The following is a 17137-nucleotide window of genomic DNA, read 5'->3' on the forward strand; positions in this document are numbered from 1 at the left end:
GGTCAGGCGTCCTGGGTGTTCAGCTGGAAGTACCAGACGCCGTAGATCGCGTCCGGCTGCTTCGGGTCCGACTCGACCACGGTGACCAGGGTCTTGCCGGAGGCGTTGAGGGCCTTGGAGGCCGACACCGAGCCGGAGTAGGTCGAGCCCTTGGCGGCCGAGGCGAGGATGAAGCGGCCGCCCTGGGCCTGCTGGCCGCCGTTGGTGTTGGCCCACCAGCCGCGGTCGGCCACGTCCGGGGTCACGCCGAGGCCGAGCTGGTCGCTGGCGACCACGTCGGAGGAGGGCAGCTTGCCCTCGTCCAGCGCCTTGCTCGCCCGGTTCTGGCACTCCTCCTGCTGCTCGTCGGTCAGCGGCTTGCCGTCGTTGAAGCAGAACGGCCCGACCTCCATGGAGGACCGGCCGACCGTGAGGGTGACACGGTGGCTGGAGGGTTCTTCCTGGCCCGTCGCGTAGGCGATGGACCCGCCGACCGTGCCGGCGCCGATCACGACGACGGCGCCGACGGCGGCGATGACACGGGTGCTGAGGCTCATGCGTCAGAGGCTACCGGGCTTTGCCGATCACGCTACGCGGGGGTCGGCAACCGCGTGTTGCGGCCCCGGGGCGGTGCGGGGGGCGGCGCGGGGGGCGGCGCGGGGCTAGGCCACCCGCGGGGCGGTCGCGCGGCGCCGGGTGCCCACCTTGAACAGCGCGCGAACCGTCCAGAGCAGCACCACGCCGACCACGCCGGCCGCCACCGAGAGCCCCAGTGCGCCGTCCAGCGGCAGCAGGATGCCGACCGCGCCACCGGCCACCCAGGACAGCTGCAGCAGCGTCTCCGAGCGGGCGAAGGCCGACGTCCGCACCGACTCCGGGACGTCCCGCTGGATCAGCGCGTCCAGCGCCAGCTTGCCCAGCGAGGCCGCCACCCCGGACGCGGCGGCGACCACCACCACCGTCACCACGCCGTACCAGAGCGCGGCGGCGGCCGTCGCGCAGGTGGCCAGCAGCAGCATCGCGGTGACCGTCGCCTCCGAGCCGCGGGTCCGCAGCCAGGAGCCGAGCACCGAGCCGAGCGCGTTGCCGGTGCCGGCGGCCAGCGCCACCAGGCCGAGCGCCAGGGTCGGCTGCAGCCCGCCGACCGGATCCTCGCGCAGCAGGAACGCCAGGAACATCACCAGGAAGCCGACCAGCCAGCGCAGGGCCGACATCGCCCGCAGGGCCAGAATCACCGACGGGCCGACGGTGCGCAGGGACGCCTTCGGGGTGTCGGCGCTCCTGGCCTCCTCGGCGCCCGGCACGGCGGCGGGCTCGCCGTGCGCCTCGGCGTGCAGGACGGCCCGCTGCTCGCCCTTGGCGGAGTCCACCTCGTGCGGCAGGTGGAAGGCCATCAGGGTGCCGACCACGAAGACCAGGAAGGCGCCGCGCAGCGGCCAGCCCGGCCCGATCAGGTGCAGCACCCCGCCGACCCCGCCCGCCACCATGGTGGCCAGCAGCCCGGCCAGGGTGACCCGGGAGTTCGCCTTCACGAGTGACAGCCGGCTGGGCAGCAGTCGTGGCACGACCACGCTGCGCACCACCCCGTACGCCTTGGACGCCACCAGGACGCCCAGCGCCTCCGGATAGAGCGCCAGCCCGCCGCCGGACACCGTGCCGGCCATCGTCCACGCCAGCACCGCGCGGGCCAGCATCGACATCGCCATCGCGGCCCGCCGGCCGTGCGGCAGGCGGTCCAGCAGCGGGCCGATCACCGGCGCCAGCAGCGCGAACGGCGCCATGGTGATCAGCAGGTAGAGGGCGACCCGGCCGCGCGCCTCGCCGGTGGGGACGGAGAAGAAGATGGTCGAGGCCAGCGCCACGGTGATCAGCATGTCGCCGAAGGAGTTCAGCGCGTGCAGCTCGATCAGCTTGGCCAGGCCGGACTCCCCGGCGCCCTCGGCGGAGGTCGCCCGGCGGATCCGCCGGCCGGTGCCGTGTACGACCTTTCCGGTTCGGGCGCCGGCGGCGGAGGCGGTGCGGACCAGGAAGTGTCGGCGGGCCTCGGGCGCGCCGTCGAGTTCTCCGGCGGCGTCGGACGCTTCGTCGGCCGGCCGGTCCGGGCGCTTCACGAGATCCACCGGCGGCCCGTCGCCGTCCCGTCCGGGCACCGTCGAGGCGCCCACCTGGTGCGGTTCGCCCGCACCGGGGGCCGGAGCCTGCTGTCGCGGCACGGCGTTCGCCTCGTCGGGGCTGCCGGCCTGCGAGGCGCGCAGTGCGTGCTGCGACGGTTTTTCGTCCGCCACAAGCCCATCCTGCCCCAGAATCGGTACTGCGACGCGGGATTCCGCTCCGCTCGGCGCGGCCCTTCCGGAGCCGGCGGGCGCCCCGGACTGTGCCGGGTGGCCGACCGGCGGGTAGCCTGCCCAGGGTCCGCCCGAACGCGCGCCGGACTCCGGAGGACCGGACGGGCGGCGCGGCCGGTATCCGTGGCGGCCCGTGGTCGCGCAGAATGGTCGAGGGAAACCGAGCCGCGACGGAACAGGCAACACGCCGTGGGCAACAGAAGAACTGGGAGAGAATCGACGCCGTGAGTGCTGCGATGCGAAGCCGTACCCCCGATCGGCTCTGTGCCGAGGCCGTCGAACTCGCCCGGCAGGCAGCGGACGAGGCCGTCGGAGCAGAGACCGTAGGGGCGCACCTCGGCGTCCAGGCGGATGCCGACCGCGTCGTCACCCACACCTTCGAGTGCCTGGACGCGGCATACCGGGGCTGGCACTGGGCGGTCACCGTGGCCCGCGCCCCCCGCGCCAAGAACGTGACCCTGGACGAGGTCGTGCTACTGCCGGGCGACGACGCCGTGCTGGCCCCGCAGTGGGTGCCGTGGAGCGAGCGGCTGCGCCCCGGCGACATGGGCCCCGGGGACCTGCTGCCCACCGACGCCGACGACCTGCGCCTGGAGCCGGGCTGGACCGGCGAGGACGAGCCGGCCCCGAACTCCGTGGTGGCGCTGGCCGAGGAGGACGTGGTCGTCTCCGACCCGTCGGTCCAGCCGGCCCCGGCCCGCGCCCAGATCGGGGCCCTCGCCGAGGAGCTCGGCCTGGGCCGCAGCCGGGTGCTCTCCCGGCTCGGGCTGCACCTGGCCGCCGACCGCTGGGAGAAGGCGCACGGCCCGCAGACCCCGATGGCACAGGCCGCGCCGGCCTCCTGCGCGAGCTGCGGCTTCCTCGTCCCGATCGGCGGCTCGCTCGGTCAGGCCTTCGGCGTTTGCGGCAACGAGTTCGGCCCGGCCGACGGTCAGATCGTCTCCTTCGCGTACGGCTGCGGCGGGCACTCCGAGGCGGCCGTCATCCCGGCCCCGCCGGCGCCGTCCGAGCTGATCCTGGACGAGCTGGTGATCGAGCCGCTCCAGCTGCACCCCGACCGCACCTCCGGTTCGGTGGAGCCCGACGCCCCGGCCGAGGAGCTCGGCCACTCCTGAGTCCGGTGGCTCCTGAGCCCGGCCACTCGTGAGCCCGGCCGCGCTCCCGAGCCCGGCTGTTCCCGGGCCGGGCCCGGGAGCGGCCCGGAACCGCCCCCGCCGGGCGGAACGGCGCGGACCGGGCCCGGTCCGCAGGGGGTGCCCGGGCGGGGGAGAATGCCCCCCGTACGAAGTACAGGGCGGCGGAGGGTGGCAGTTCCAGTGGAACCTCGGATCATCGGCAGCGGCACGGACGAGCACCACGCGGACCCCTTCGGCAGCGCCGTCCTGCGTCGCCGGGTGCTGGACGCCTGGGCCGCCTCCCCGGCTCGGTTCCGGGAGGACGCCAACGCCGAGGAGGAGCTCGCCCTCGGCGGCTACCGTGACCGGCTGGTCGTCGAGTTGGCGCAGAACGCGGCCGACGCGGCGGCCCGTGCGGGCGGTGCCCCGGGCAGGCTGCGGCTGACCCTGGCGGACGGTGTGCTGGCCGCCGCCAACACCGGTGCGCCAGTGGACGCGGCCGCCGTCGAGTCGCTCTCCACCCTGCGCGCCTCCTCCAAGCGCGCCGACGAGCAGCCCACCGTCGGCCGGTTCGGCGTCGGCTTCGCCGCCGTCCTCGCCGTCACCGACGAGCCCGCCGTGCTGGGTGCCGCCGGCGGCGTGCGCTGGTCGCTCGGCGAGGCCCGCGCGCTGGCCGAGGCGCAGCCGGCACTCGGCGAGGAGCTGCGCCGCCGCGACGGCCACGTGCCGCTGCTGCGGCTGCCGTTCTCGGCCGAGGGCCCGGCCCCGGCCGGGTACGACACGGTGGTCGTGCTGCCGCTGCGCGACGCCGCCGCCGAGGACCTCACCCGCCGGCTGCTGGCCGGGATCGACGACGCCCTGCTGCTCACCCTGCCCGGGCTCGCCGAGATCGTGGTGGAGACCGAGGAGGGCACCCGCACCCTCACCCGCGGCGCCGCCGAGGCGCGCCCCGACGGCGTCGCCGAGGTGACCGTCACCGACGACGCCGGCGGCCGGCTGCGGCAGACCGTCTGGCAGACCGCCGGCGCCTCCGGCACCCTGGACGCCGCGCTGCTCGCCGACCGCCCCACCGAGGAGCGCGCCCGTCCGTACTGGACGGTGACCTGGGCCGTCCCGGTCGCCGCCGACGGCAGCCCGCAGCCGACCGGGATCGCCCCGGTGCTGCACGCGCCCACCCCCAGCGACGAACCGCTCGGCCTGCCCGCGCTGCTGATCGCCTCCTACCCGCTGGACTCCACCCGCCGGCACGTCGCCCCCGGCCCGCTCGCCGACTTCGTCACCGAGCGCGCCGCCGACAGCTACGCCGACCTGCTGCGCGCCCGCGGCGGCGACCTCGGCTCGCTCGGGCTCGTCCCCGGCCCGCTCGGCCAGGGCGCGCTGGACAACGCGCTGCGGGCCGGCATCCTCGCCCGGCTGCCCGGCACGCCGTTCCTGCCGCACACCGCACCGGTCGAGGAGGGCACGCCCGCGCTGCGGCCCCGAGACGCCACGGTGCTGGAGGGCGCGGACCACTCGGTCGTCGAGGCGCTGGCCCCGATCTTCCCCGGCCTGCTGCCGGCCGGCCTGGAGCGCCGCACCGAGCTGCGGGTGCTGAACGTGCGCCGGGTGCCGCTGGCCGACGTGGTCGACCAGCTCGGCGGCCTGGACCGCGAGCCCGCCTGGTGGCGCAACCTCTACGCGGCGCTCGGCGCGGCCGACCCGGAGGCGCTCGGCGCGCTGCCCGTGCCGCTCGCCGACGGCCGGACGGTCACCGGTCCGCGCCGGGTCCTGCTGCCCTCGGAGGACGCCGACTGGGCGGCCTTCCCCGGCTACCCCGAGGCGCTGGCCGGCGCGCTGGCCCTGCTCGACCTGCGGCTGGCCCACCCGGAGGCGGCGCACCCGCTGCTGGCCAAGCTCGGCGCCGGCACCGCCACCCCGGCCGGGGTGCTGGACACTCCCGAGGTGCGGGCCGCCGTGGCCCGCTCCTACGAGCTGGCCGAGGACGACCTGGACGCCGCCACCGACGTCGCCGAGTCCGTGCTCGCCCTGGTCAAGGCGGCCGCTCCGGCGGTCGGCGAGCACCCGTGGCTGGCCCGGCTGGCGCTGCTGGACGACGAGGGCGAGCCGGCCCGCGCGGGTGAGCTGATCCTGCCGGACAGCCCGTTCGCCGCACTGGCCCGGGAGGAGGACGCCGGCTGGATCGACGACGAGCTGCTGGACCGCTGGGGCCCCGAAGTCCTGACCGCCGTCGGGGTGTTGGCCGACTTCGTGCTGGTCCGCGCCGAGGACGTGGTGCTCGACCCGGACGACCTGGAGCGGCTCGACCCGACCGCCCCCGCCGACCGCGCGGCCGGCGGCCACCCCACCGGGCTGCTGGACGAGGCGCCCGACGGCCTCGCCGAGTGGGCCGAGGACGCCCTGGAGGCACTGCACGCCGACGACGCCGACCCGGTCGGTGTCCCGCCGGTCGCGGCCGAACTGCTGGTCATCCGCGACCTCGACCTGGTGGACGACGACGCGTGGCCGCAGGCGCTCGCCGCCCTCGCCCGCCCGCCGTACCGGGAGGCCGTGGTCAACCCCGTCCGCACCCTGCTGCCCGACGGCTCGTACGCGGACCTGCCGCCGTACACCGCGTGGTGGCTGCGCGACCACCCGGTGCTGGACGGCCGCGAGCCGGCCGGGCTGCGGGCGGCAGGTGCCGACCCGCTGCTGCGCGGCCTCTTCGAGGAGGCCCGGACGACGCTGGACGAGCAGTTCCTGCACGCGCTCGGGGTGCGCACCACGCTGACCGCGCTGCTGGCCGAACCGCACGGGCCGGACGAGCTGCTGGACCGGCTCACCGACCCGGCCTCCGTTATCGGGCACCGTCAACTGCACGGAATCCACAGCGCGTTGGCCCGGGTGGCGGCGGACCGGATCGAGCCGCTGGACGTCGTCCGGGCGCTGCCGCCGCTGGACCGGGAGACCGGCCGCCGGCCCGCGCACACGGTGCTGGTGGACGCCACCGAGGCGGTCGTCGCCGACGCCCCGGACCTCGTCCAGCTGCTCCACCCGTACCCGCTGCTGCCGGTCGCCCCGGCGCTGGCCGCCGACCTCGCCGAGCGCCTGCACGTCTCGCTGGCCAGCGAGGTGGCCGGCGGCCGGGTGCTCTCCGAGGGGCAGCTGCACCGGGTGCCCGCCGTGGTCCGCGAGCTGCTGCCCGGCTGCCCGGTGGCCTACGAGGAGCACGAGGAGCTGCTGGTGGTCGGCCCGGACGGCGAGGAGGCCGCCGTGGACTGGCGGTGGGACACCGCGGCGGACGCCCCGGAGGCGCCCTACGACCCGGACGCCGCCGAAGCCGCGGACGAGGACGACGAGTTCGAGCTGCCGCCGGTGCCGGGGCTGCTGCACGCCGCGACCCCGGAGGGTCTGGCGGCCGGTCTCGCCTGGTCGGTCGGGCAGTGGCACCGCCGGTTCGAGGTGCTGGCCGCGCTCACCGAGCCGGACCGCGCCTACGAGCTCTCGGCCGCCCGGGACTTCGAGGGCTGACCGGGCTGGCGGGGCCGCGGCCGGGGCGGCGGGCCGGCGCCCGGTCGGCTCCGGCCGGGCGCGGGTGGCCCGCCCGGTGCCCGTCCCGGCCGGCGGGGCGGGAGCCGGGCCCGGGCGCCCGTGCCCCGGTCCAGCCGGTCCGGGCGGCCGCGCCCAGCCACCGGTAGAGGCCGACCGTGACGGTCAGCCAGAGCACCGCGACCACCACCGGCGCGGCCTTGCGCAGCCACGGCCCCGGTTCGATCAGCGCATCGGCGCCGACCAGGGCGAGCCCGGCCGCCCCGGCCGCCAGCATTCCCCCCAGGAAGGCGGTGAACGCCTCCAAGTCCCCACCCCTGCGCGCCATTCAGGACCCCCTTCGGGGTCAATCATCCGCCTTCCGCCGCATGATCCGCCAGGAGACCTCCAGCAGGAGTCCGGCCACCAGGGCGATGCCGACACCGATCCAGGGGTCCCGGGTGCCGGAGAGCGAGAGCTGGAAGAAGTCGGACAGCCACGGCACCGTCAGCACCAGCGTGAACGCCCCGCCCATCGTCGCGATCAGCAGCAGCCGCCACCAGTTGTACGGCCGGGCCACGATCGCCAGCACCCACAACGCCACCAGGAACAGCGTCAGCGTCGCCACGCTGGTGTCGGACTTCAGGTCCGTGGCGTGGTCGGCCCGGGCCAGCGCGTACGCGGTGAAGGTGGCCGTGCCGGCGATGATCCCGCCCGGCACGGCCATCCGCAGTACCCGGCGGACGAAGCCGGTCCTGGCCCGTTCGTTGTTGGGCGCCAGCGCCAGGAAGAAGGCCGGGATCCCGATGGTGAGGGTGGAGAGCACCGTCGAGTGCCGGGGCAGGAACGGGTACGGCGAGTGGGTGAAGATCACCAGGAGGGCGAGCAGGACCGAGTAGACCGTCTTCACCAGGAAGAGCCCGGCCACCCGCTCGATGTTGCCGATCACCCGGCGGCCCTCGGCGACCACCGACGGCAGGGTGGCGAAGGAGTCGTTCAGCAGCACGATCTGCGCGACCGCCCGGGTGGCGTCGCTGCCGGTGCCCATCGCCACGCCGATGTCGGCGTCCTTGAGCGCCAGCACGTCGTTGACGCCGTCGCCGGTCATCGCCACGGTGTGCCCGCGCGACTGCAGCGCGCCGACCAGGTCGCGCTTCTGCTGCGGGGTCACCCGGCCGAAGACGCTGGTCCGGTCGGCGGTGTCGGCGAGCTCCTGCGGATCGGTCGGCAGGGTGCGGGCGTCCAGCGGGTGGTCGGCGCCGGGCAGGCCCAGGTGCGAGGCGACCGCGCCGACCGAGACGGCGGCGTCGCCGGAGATCACCTTGGCCCGGACGCGCTGCCCCTCGAAGTAGCGCAGGGTGTCGGCGGCGTCCTCGCGCAGCCGCTGCTGGAGCACCACCAGGGCGAGCGGCTGGAGGTCGGCGGCCGGGTCCGGGGAGTCCAGCGGGACGGGCGTGCGGCCGAGCAGCAGCACCCGCAGCCCCTTGGTGCCCAGTTCGTCCACCTCGGTGAGGGCCGGGTGGCCGGTGGGCAGCAGCACGTCCGGGGCGCCCAGCAGCCAGCTGGCCTCGCCGCCCTGCGGTTCCAGCAGCTGCACACCGCTCCACTTGCGGGCGGAGGAGAAGGGCATCGCCTCGATCACCCGCCAGCCGCCGCCGTTGCCGTGCTCCGTGTCGCCCCTGCCGTACGCGTCGATGACGGCCTGCATGGAGGGATTGGGGCGGGTGTCGGCGCCGGCCATCACCCCGAGCGCCTGCTTGACGACCTCCGGGTCGGAGAGGACCGGCCGGCCCGGCGGCGCGTCCGCCCTCGGCCGGCCGTCGGCCGCCGGTGCCGGCGGCAGGGTGCGCAGCTCGACGACGTCCATGCCGCCCTCGGTGAGGGTGCCGGTCTTGTCCAGGCAGACGGTGTCCACCCGGGCCAGGCCCTCGATCGCGGGCAGCTCCTGCACCAGGCACTGCTTGCGGCCCAGCCGGACCACCCCGATCGCGAAGGCGACCGAGGTCAGCAGCACCAGACCCTCGGGGACCATCGGCACGATGCCGGCGATCATCCGCCGGACGGCCTCCCTCCAGTCCCGTCCCTCCACCGCGAGCTGGCTGATGATCAGACCGATCGCGGTGGGGATCAGCAGCCAGGTGATGAACCGCAGGATGCTGTCGATGCCGCTGCGCAGCTCCGACTTGACCAGGGAGAACCGGCTGGCCTCCTCGGCCAGCTGCGCCGCGTAGGCCTCCCGGCCGACCTTGGTGGCGGTGAACGCGCCCGCGCCGGCTACCACGAAGCTGCCGGACATCACCTGGTCGCCCGGCTGCTTCAGAACCGAGTCGGGCTCGCCGGTGAGCAGCGATTCGTCGATCTCCAGACCGTCCGCCTCGGTGACCTCGCCGTCGACGATCACCTTGTCGCCGATGCCGAGCAGCACGGTGTCGTCCAGCACGATCTCGCCGGTGGCGATCTGCTGGACGGCGCCGTCCCGGCGGACCTGCGGTCTGGCCTCGCCGATCAGCGCGAGGCTGTCCAGGGTCTTCTTGGCGCGCATCTCCTGGATGATGCCGATCGCCGTGTTGGCCACGATGACCAGGCCGAACAGTCCGTCCTGGATCGGTCCGACGACCAGGATGATGCCGAACATCACGCCGATGATCGCGTTGAACCGGGTGAAGACGTTGGCCCGGACGATCTCGCGGGTGGAGCGGCTGGACCGCACCGGCACGTCGTTGACGTCGCCGCGGGCGACCCGTTCGGCGACCTCCGCGGTGCTCAGTCCGCCGCGCCGGCCGGGCAGCAGGCCGAGCGGGTGGGCGCCGTCGTGCCGGTCCCCGGGCGTCTCTTCGGCAGGCTGCGCAGGGTGCGTCATGGCACCGACTCTACGGGCGCCTTATGTCCGATGCGTGCTACTAAAGGACTATTCAGTCCGACTGGGTGGCCGGGTCGCCGCCGTCACCGGCGGCGGCCTGCGACGCGGCCGCGGCGGCCCGGTCGCGGGCGATGGCGTCCCGGCGGGCGCGGCAGTACCAGAGGCCGATCAGGCCGAGGCCGGCGCCGGACAGGCAGATCCACGGCCAGCTGCCGTGGCCGTGGTCGGAGAGGGTGCCCTGGAAGGGGAGCAGGACCAGGAAGGCGACGAACCACAGCACCGTGCCACCGCCGACGATGGCGACGTCGTTGGCCTCCAGCGGCGGGGGCGAGGGGTGCAGCGGGCTCTTCGGCATGAGGCCTAGCGTACGGGGCGGGGTGCGGTTGTCCGCCATCACGCGGGCCGGTCCCGGACACCTTCGGCGGGTGGCCCCGGCATCGCCACGGCGGTCGGGGTGCGCCCGGGCCGGCGGCCACCCCGCCGTTCCTGGAGTGTGATCGTTCTACGCGCGAAGATAGCGCGTGTGCGATTTGGGAACTCATACTTGTGATTCCGGTTGGCCGCGCCATGCCCAGGACGCCTGTGTTCGTGCCCGTCCCACCGGGCCCGCCCGGCCACCACCGTCGCTCCGGGTGTCCCCCTCCTCAGCCCCCACCAGAGGACGCACGCATGCCTGTGGCCCAGCCGACCACCGAGTCGCCCGAGCCCGCCTCCAACGCGCCGAAGCCCCCCGCCGGCGCGCTGGACCGCTACTTCCGGATCTCCGAGCGCGGCTCCACCCTGCCGCGCGAGATCCGCGGTGGCATCGCCACCTTCTTCACCATGGCGTACATCCTGGTGCTCAACCCGATCATCCTGGCCAGTGCCACGGACATGACCGGCGCCCACCTGGACAGCGCCCAGCTGGTCACCGCGACCGCGCTCACCGCGGGTCTCACCACCCTGCTGATGGGCGTGATCGGCAACGTCCCGATCGGCCTCGCCGCCGGCCTGGGCGTCAACACCATCGTCGCGCTGCAGCTCGCGCCCAAGATGACCTGGCCGGACGCCATGGGCATGGTGGTGCTGGCCGGTTTCGCGATCATGATCCTGGTCGCCACCGGTCTGCGCGAGCGCGTCATGAACGCCGTCCCGCTGGGCCTGCGCAAGGCGATCGCGATCGGCATCGGCCTCTTCATCAGCCTGGTCGGCCTGGTCGACTCCGGCTTCGTCAGCCGCATCCCGGACGCCGCCCACACCACCGTCCCGCTCCAGCTCGGCGGCAACGGCCACCTGCTCGGCTGGCCGGTGCTGGTCTTCGTGCTCGGCCTGCTGCTCACCCTGGTCCTGGTGGTCCGCAAGGTGCCCGGCGCGATCCTGGTCTCCATCGTCGTGATGACCGGCCTCGCCGTGGTGATCGACAAGGTCGCCGACATCCCGGCCACGAGCTGGGGCCTCACCGTCCCCAGCTGGCCCGGAAATCCGGTGGCGGCGCCCGACTTCGGCCTGGTCGGCAAGGTCAGCCTGTTCGGCGGCTTCGAGAAGGTCGGCGTCCTCACCGGCGTCCTCTTCGTCTTCACCGTCCTGATGTCCTGCTTCTTCGACGCGATGGGCACCATCCTCGGCGTCGCCGACGAGGCCCACCTGCTGGACGCCAAGGGCGACCTGCCCGGCATCAACCGGATCCTGATGGTGGACGGCATCGCCACCGCCGCCGGCGGCGCGACCTCCTCCTCCGCCAACACCTGCTTCGTGGAGTCCACGGCCGGCGTCGGCGAGGGCGCCCGCACCGGCTTCGCCTCGATCGTGACCGGTGCCTTCTTCATGGTCGCGCTCTTCCTCACCCCGCTCGCCACCATGGTCCCTGCCCAGGCCGCCACCCCGGCCCTGGTCACCGTCGGCTTCCTGATCCTGGCCAACTCGATCAAGGAGATCGACTGGGCCGACTACACGATCGCGATCCCGGCCTTCCTGACCATCGTGATGATGCCGTTCACGTACTCCATCACCAACGGCATCGGCTTCGGCTTCATCGCCTTCTGCGTCCTGCGGCTCGCCGCCGGGCGCGGCCGCGAGGTGCCGATCGCGATGTACGCGGTCTCGGCCGTCTTCGCCTTCTACTACCTGATGCCGGCCCTCGGCCTGCTCTGAGCCGTAGTGCCCGCCGGGCCCCTCCCCGCCTCGTGCGGGGAGGGGCCCGGTGCGTTCGCGGGGGCCGGTGCACTCCCTAGTGGACGCAGAACTCGTTGCCCTCCGGGTCCTGCATGACCGTCCAGGAGCCGCCGGGCTCGTCGACCGCGCGCAGGACGGTGGCGCCGAGGGCCTCCAGCCGTTCCACGGTGGCGTCGCGGGCGTCGGGGCCGGGGTGGAGGTCGAGGTGGAGGCGGTTCTTGGCGGTCTTCGCCTCGGGGACCTGCTGGAAGAGCAGGCGGCGGCCGAGGCCGGTGCCGCTGACCGGGTCGAAGGGCTCGTCGGGGTGGCGGACGCCGGCCAGGGTGCGCCAGGCGGCGCGGCCGTCGGTCTCCGTGACGAGGTCGGGGGTCACGGCGCCGGCCGCGAGCAGGCGGGCGATCAGGGCGCTGTGGTCCTCGACGGTGTAGTCGAGGGCGGCGGCCCAGAAGGCGGCCTGGCGGTGGGGGTCGGCGCAGTCGATGACGAGCTTCCAGTGCAGAGGCATGTAACCCGTTATATAGGTTACCTGACGCGCGATCAATGACCGACCTGACGGGCCTGCCAAAAATGGCACTGTGTAGGGCAGTTGGCGGTGGGCATACTGCCTGGACGGGAGACGGGGAGGGGGCTCTACCGATGGTGCAACAGGATCCGCCCGGGGGAGACGAGGCGAGGCTGCTGCCGGAGCTGTTCCGGACGGCGGACCAGGCCTCGCTGGACGGTCAGCGCGAGACACTGCGCTGGTACCGGGGGCTGATCGGGATGCTCGTGATCGCCGCGGTGGTCGGCTCGCTGCCGGGGCCCGAGCACCGGGGGGACAGCGACATCACGCCGCTCTTCTCGGTGGTGGCGTTCCTGGTGGCCGGCTACTTCTGGTCACGGCTGCGCCGCAGCAACCCGCAGGGGCGGTGGTACGAGGCCCGGGCGGCGGCCGAGTCGGTCAAGACGCTCGCCTGGAAGTACTCGATGCGGGCCCGGCCGTTCGACGGCGAGGCGGAGTCGGCGGAGGTGGACCGCGGCTACCTGCTCCAGATGGAGGACGTGCTGCACGCCTTCGAGGACCCGGAGATCGTGCCGCCGGACACCACCGTGGAGATCACCCCGGAGATGCGCCGGGTGCGCGCCGAGAGCCTGGTCGCGCGGCGGACGTTCTACCTGCGCACCCGGGTCGAGGGGCAGCGCACCTGGTACCGCTCGCGGGCCGAGGCGTGCGAGACGCAGGCGGTCTCCTGGGGGCTGGGGATCGCCGCGCTCATCATCATCGGGGCGGCGGCGGCGATCGCGCAGGCGGTCGGCGCGCTGCCGGTGCACGTGTTCGGGGCCAGCTCGGCAGCGGCCGCCGCGGTGATCGCCTGGACCCAGCTGAAGCAGCTGCGCCCGCTGGCCGCCGCGTACCAGCTGGCCGCGCGCGAGCTGGAGAACGTCGGGAACCAGCTCTCCGACCTCGATCTGAAGGCCCCGGACGCCGAGGCCCGCTGGGCCCGGCTGGCCGCCGAGGCGGAGGACGCCGTCTCGCGCGAGCACACCACCTGGCGGGCCCGGCGCGCCTTCCCCCGGTGAGCGGCCGACCCGGTGTGGAATCGGGAGGTCGTGAGGAGATCGGGCGAAATGTACGGGGTGCTGTCGGCACAGGTGTGCGAGGTGGGTGAGGGTCGGCCGGAGAAGTGCCGTCCGTAATCGTTACGTGTCCATGCCCTGGTTTCATCGCCTCCGCGCACGACGTCAGTCACTGCCCGGAGGCCCCCTTTGCGCGTTCTTCTGATCGCCACCGCGTTCAACAGCCTGACCCAGCGCGTCCACACCGAACTCCGCGAGCGCGGTCACGAGGTGGCCGTACAGCTCGCGCTCGGCGACGAGCCGGTCCGGGCCGCCGTGGCCCGGACCGACCCCGAACTGATCATCTGCCCGATGCTCACCAAGGCGATCCCGGAGGACGTCTGGTCGACCCGGACCGTCCTGATCGTGCACCCCGGCCCGAAGGGCGACCGGGGTCCCTCCTCGCTCGACTGGGCGATCACCGAAGGCGCCGAACGCTGGGGGGTGACCGTCCTCCAGGCGGTGGAGGAGATGGACGCCGGGGACATCTGGGCGTCCGTGGACTTCCCGGTGCGGGCCTGCGGCAAGAGCGAGCTGTACCGGGGCGAGGTCGCGGACGCCGCCGTGGAGGCGGTGCTGCTCGCGGTGAGCCGCTTCGAGGGCGGGCTGTTCACGCCCGAACCGCTCGACTACGACCGGCCGGACGTGGGCGGCCGACTGCGGCCCTTCCTCAAGCAGGAGGCCCGCCGGATCGACTGGGAGGCCGACGACACCGCCACCGTGCTGCGCAAGCTGCGCGCGGGCGACTCCCAGCCGGGCGTGCTCGACGAGCTGTACGGGCGCGAGTACTTCCTGCACGGCGGCCACCCCGAGGACGAGCTGCGCGGTGCCCGGCCCGGCGCGGTGATCGCCCAGCGGGACGGCGCGATCTGCCGGGCCACCACGGACGGCGCGGTCTGGATCCCGCAGCTGCGCCCGCGGCGGACGCCCGGCGGGCCGGCCACCTTCAAGCTGCCGGCCGCGACGGTGCTCGCCGACCACCTCCACCGGGTCCGCGAGGTGCCGGTCACCCCGGCCTCGGCGGCCGGCCGGGACACCTGGGCGGAGATCCGCTACCACGAGCGGGAGGACGTCGGCTTCCTCGAATTCTCCTTCGCCGGCGGGGCGATGAGCACCGAGCAGTGCCGCCGGCTGCTGGCCGCCTACCGGGAGGCGGCCGACCGGCCGACCTCGGTGCTGGTGCTCGGCGCGGCCCGGGACTTCTTCTCCAACGGCATCCACCTCAACGTGATCGAGGGGGCGTCGTTCCCGGCGCTGGAGTCCTGGGAGAACATCAACGCGATGGACGACCTGGTCGAGGCCGTGCTGACCACCACCGACAAGCTCACCGTCGCGGCGCTGGCCGGGAACGCGGCCGCCGGCGGCCTGATGCTGGCGATCGCCGCCGACGAGGTCTGGTGCCGCGAGTCGGCCGTGCTCAACCCGCACTACCGGCTGATGGGCCTCTACGGGTCCGAGTACTGGACGTACACGCTGCCCCGGCGGGTCGGCGCCGAGCAGGCGGAGCAGCTGACCACGCAGACGCTGCCGGTGGGCGCGGCCCGGGCCGAGCGGCTCGGCCTGGTGGACCGGACGGCGGGCGGCGGCGCGGCCGAGTTCCGGGGCTGGGTCGAGCGGGAGGCGGCCGCGCTGGCCGGCTCGCCGGAGCTGACCGGCCGGCTGGTGGAGAAGAAGCGCCGCCGGGCCGAGGACGAGGAGGCGCGGCCGCTGGCCGACCACCGGACGGAGGAGCTGCGGCGGATGCACCGCAACTTCTACCGGGAGGGCGAGCCCTACCACCGGCTGCGGCGCGACTTCGTGCACAAGGTCTGCCCGGTGGCGACGCCGGAGCACCTGACGGGACTGCTCGGCCGACCGGAGTAGCGGGCGGCCGCAGTGCGACCGGCCGGAGTGGGACCGGCCGGAACGAGGACGGTCCGGAACGAGGACGGTCCGGAACGAGGACGGTCCGGTGGGGGCGTCGCGCCGGGGCCGGCGCCCCCACCGGACCGGGCGCTCAGCGCCCGCGGCCGGCCAGCGGGGCGGCCCGGCCGATCAGCACCGGCTGCGCGTTGAGGGTGCCCCGGCTCGGCGAGACCGCGAAGGCCAGCGAGCCGAAGAAGATGTAGCAGCCCAGCCCGACCACCAGCGGGAAGATGAACTGGAGCGCCATCACACCGCCCTGGGTGCCCTGTTCGGCGTCGAGCCGGACGGAGACCGCCGCCATCCCGGTGTAGTGCATGGCGCACACCGCGACGCCCATCACCGGGGCGGCGGCCAGGACGGCGACGGTGCCCTTGATGTTCAGCGCGGCCCAGAGCGCTGCCGTCGCCGCGAAGATCGCGATGGCGACCGAGAGCCCCACCGTGGTGTGGTCGTAGCCGAGGTGGCCGGGCAGGACCATCGCGGCCATGCCGAGGTAGTGCATCGCGGCCACCCCGAGGCCGGTGGTGAGACCGCCCGCGAGCAGCGCGGTGCGGGGGTGGCGGCTGTAGCCGACGGTGAAGATGCCGAGCCCGACCACCGCGATCGCGACGAGCAGGCTGAGCACGGTCAGGCCCGGGCGGTAGGTGATCTCGGCCCCGGTGACGGAGAAGCCGAGCATCGCGATGAAGTGCATCGACCAGATGCCCGCGCCGAGCGACGTCGACGCGAACAGCAGCCAGTACGTCCGGGTGCGGCCCGACGAGACCAGGGCCCATCGGGCGCTGCGCAGGGCGACGAAGGCGCCCAGACAGGCGACGAAGTACGAAACCGCCGGCGTCACCCAGCCGAGGTCGGCATGGTGGATCTCACCCACGAGGAACTCCTGGACGGATTGGGGGAGGACGGACGCCAGGATCGGGCGGACTCGTCGGCCGGGAACGGCCGGTCATGGATGGCGGCAGTGCCGGGACGCGGCACGCGCGGCGTCGTGGTCCTGCCCGGGGGAAGCCTGGCGTGTGGTGCCCCTGACAACGGGGGACAGTAACCACTACCGGTGAGTCGCACAATGTTCGATCATTTGGTGAAATCGCAGGTCAGAGCCGTCCTTCACGTGATCGGCAAGATCTCGCCACCAAGCCCTGACGCCGCCTGCGCACGCACACGGGCCCTGCGCATGTGCCGCCCGGGCCCTGCGCATGTGCCGTCCGGGCCCGCCGCGGCGCCGGCGTCCGGCCGCCGGGGCGCGGTCACTCCAGGGGGGCTAGGCCGAACGGGTGGCCGGCCGGGTCGATCAGCACCCTGAGCGTGCGGCCGTGCTGGAACTGCGGCTCGGTGGCCCCGAGCGCGAGTGCCCGGGCGGTGGCCTCCTCCAGGTCGTCGACGTAGAAGTCCAGGTGGAAGTGCTTGCTTCCGTCGGGTTCGGTCCACGGCTCCTGGCGGTACCCGGCGACCCGTCCGAACCCGAGCGGGCTGCCGCCCTCGGGGTTGTCCAGGATGGCGAAGCGCTCGTCCACGTGCCTGGTCTCCCACCCGAGCAGCTCACCGTAGAAGGCGGCCAGCGCGACCGGGTCGGCGCAGTCGATGGTGACCATGGCGAGGCGGGCGAAGCCGGTGTCGTTCTGCTCGGCCTGCTCAGCGGCGACGTCGGTCATTTCTGGTCGGCCCTTCTACTGAGGGGTGGT

At 74.3% G+C, this 17137-nt stretch carries 13 protein-coding genes; 5 read left to right on the forward strand and 8 right to left on the reverse strand.

Annotated elements, in window-relative coordinates:
- Positions 1-2: 2 nt before the first annotated feature.
- Together ABZ495_RS11880 and ABZ495_RS11885 are read right to left on the reverse strand one after the other, a co-directional pair.
- A complete protein-coding gene (locus ABZ495_RS11880) occupies positions 3-536 on the reverse strand; it encodes a hypothetical protein (RefSeq protein WP_329489176.1) in 534 nt (177 codons plus the stop codon).
- 105 nt (positions 537-641) lie between these two features.
- Positions 642-2006 carry an MFS transporter gene (locus ABZ495_RS11885; protein ID WP_359835572.1) on the reverse strand — a complete coding sequence of 455 codons (1365 nt, stop codon included), beginning with the start codon at positions 2004-2006 and terminating at the stop codon, positions 642-644.
- 554 nt (positions 2007-2560) lie between these two features.
- Between ABZ495_RS11885 and ABZ495_RS11890 the strand changes: the two genes are divergently transcribed.
- Both ABZ495_RS11890 and ABZ495_RS11895 read left to right on the forward strand, forming a co-directional pair.
- Positions 2561-3439, forward strand: a complete 879-nt coding sequence (locus tag ABZ495_RS11890; RefSeq protein WP_359803867.1) for a DUF3027 domain-containing protein — start codon at positions 2561-2563, stop codon at positions 3437-3439.
- A gap of 201 nt (positions 3440-3640) precedes the next feature.
- Complete coding sequence (locus ABZ495_RS11895) at positions 3641-6946, forward strand: molecular chaperone Hsp90 (RefSeq protein ID WP_359835541.1); 3306 nt, start codon at positions 3641-3643, stop codon at positions 6944-6946.
- Here ABZ495_RS11895 and ABZ495_RS11900 read toward each other — a convergent pair.
- Genes ABZ495_RS11900 through ABZ495_RS11910 form a run of 3 tightly spaced genes read right to left on the reverse strand, consistent with a single transcriptional unit; the run spans position 6891 to position 10158 of the window.
- Positions 6891-7292 (reverse strand): hypothetical protein, encoded by a 402-nt coding sequence (locus ABZ495_RS11900; protein ID WP_329489178.1) that lies wholly within the window; start codon positions 7290-7292, stop codon positions 6891-6893. The two genes, ABZ495_RS11895 and ABZ495_RS11900, sit on opposite strands and share 56 nt — an antisense overlap.
- Before the next feature lie 18 nt (positions 7293-7310).
- Positions 7311-9803, reverse strand: coding sequence for an HAD-IC family P-type ATPase (locus ABZ495_RS11905; RefSeq protein ID WP_359835542.1), 2493 nt, complete (start codon positions 9801-9803; stop codon positions 7311-7313).
- Between the two features lie 52 nt (positions 9804-9855).
- Positions 9856-10158 (reverse strand): DUF2530 domain-containing protein, encoded by a 303-nt coding sequence (locus ABZ495_RS11910; RefSeq protein WP_359803807.1) that lies wholly within the window; start codon positions 10156-10158, stop codon positions 9856-9858.
- A gap of 314 nt (positions 10159-10472) precedes the next feature.
- Here ABZ495_RS11910 and ABZ495_RS11915 point away from each other — a divergent pair, with 314 nt between their 5' ends.
- The gene (locus ABZ495_RS11915) at positions 10473-11933 is read left to right on the forward strand and encodes an NCS2 family permease (RefSeq protein ID WP_359803806.1); all 1461 of its coding nucleotides are present in this window, start codon (positions 10473-10475) and stop codon (positions 11931-11933) included.
- 76 nt (positions 11934-12009) lie between these two features.
- Here ABZ495_RS11915 and ABZ495_RS11920 read toward each other — a convergent pair whose 3' ends face one another.
- Positions 12010-12459, reverse strand: a complete 450-nt coding sequence (locus ABZ495_RS11920; protein ID WP_329489182.1) for a VOC family protein — start codon at positions 12457-12459, stop codon at positions 12010-12012.
- A gap of 131 nt (positions 12460-12590) precedes the next feature.
- Between ABZ495_RS11920 and ABZ495_RS11925 the strand changes: the two genes are divergently transcribed.
- Positions 12591-13514, forward strand: coding sequence for a DUF4231 domain-containing protein (locus ABZ495_RS11925; protein ID WP_329489183.1), 924 nt, complete (start codon positions 12591-12593; stop codon positions 13512-13514).
- A 186-nt stretch (positions 13515-13700) separates the two neighbouring features.
- Entirely contained in the window at positions 13701-15413 is a 1713-nt protein-coding gene (locus ABZ495_RS11930; RefSeq protein ID WP_359835544.1) for a hydrogenase maturation protein, read from the forward strand.
- 133 nt (positions 15414-15546) lie between these two features.
- Here the strand turns inward: ABZ495_RS11930 and ABZ495_RS11935 are convergent, their stop codons facing one another.
- Positions 15547-16329 carry an MHYT domain-containing protein gene (locus ABZ495_RS11935; RefSeq protein WP_329489185.1) on the reverse strand — a complete coding sequence of 261 codons (783 nt, stop codon included), beginning with the start codon at positions 16327-16329 and terminating at the stop codon, positions 15547-15549.
- A gap of 373 nt (positions 16330-16702) precedes the next feature.
- Positions 16703-17107, reverse strand: a complete 405-nt coding sequence (locus tag ABZ495_RS11940) for a VOC family protein (protein WP_329489186.1) — start codon at positions 17105-17107, stop codon at positions 16703-16705.
- Positions 17108-17137 lie beyond the last annotated feature (30 nt).

The organism is Kitasatospora sp. NPDC005748 (assembly GCF_040630735.1).
GTDB lineage: Bacteria > Actinomycetota > Actinomycetes > Streptomycetales > Streptomycetaceae > Kitasatospora.

Excerpts from the sequence above, each read along its gene's own strand:
- ABZ495_RS11880 (WP_329489176.1), bottom strand. The coding sequence starts at position 536 with ATGAGCCTCAGCACCCGTGTCATCGCCGCCGTCGGCGCCGTCGTCGTG.
- ABZ495_RS11890 (WP_359803867.1), top strand. The coding sequence starts at position 2,561 with ATGCGAAGCCGTACCCCCGATCGGCTCTGTGCCGAGGCCGTCGAACTC.
- ABZ495_RS11900 (WP_329489178.1), bottom strand. The coding sequence starts at position 7,292 with ATGGCGCGCAGGGGTGGGGACTTGGAGGCGTTCACCGCCTTCCTGGGG.
- ABZ495_RS11905 (WP_359835542.1), bottom strand. The coding sequence starts at position 9,803 with ATGACGCACCCTGCGCAGCCTGCCGAAGAGACGCCCGGGGACCGGCAC.
- ABZ495_RS11910 (WP_359803807.1), bottom strand. The coding sequence starts at position 10,158 with ATGCCGAAGAGCCCGCTGCACCCCTCGCCCCCGCCGCTGGAGGCCAAC.
- ABZ495_RS11915 (WP_359803806.1), top strand. The coding sequence starts at position 10,473 with ATGCCTGTGGCCCAGCCGACCACCGAGTCGCCCGAGCCCGCCTCCAAC.
- ABZ495_RS11920 (WP_329489182.1), bottom strand. The coding sequence starts at position 12,459 with ATGCCTCTGCACTGGAAGCTCGTCATCGACTGCGCCGACCCCCACCGC.
- ABZ495_RS11925 (WP_329489183.1), top strand. The coding sequence starts at position 12,591 with ATGGTGCAACAGGATCCGCCCGGGGGAGACGAGGCGAGGCTGCTGCCG.
- ABZ495_RS11940 (WP_329489186.1), bottom strand. The coding sequence starts at position 17,107 with ATGACCGACGTCGCCGCTGAGCAGGCCGAGCAGAACGACACCGGCTTC.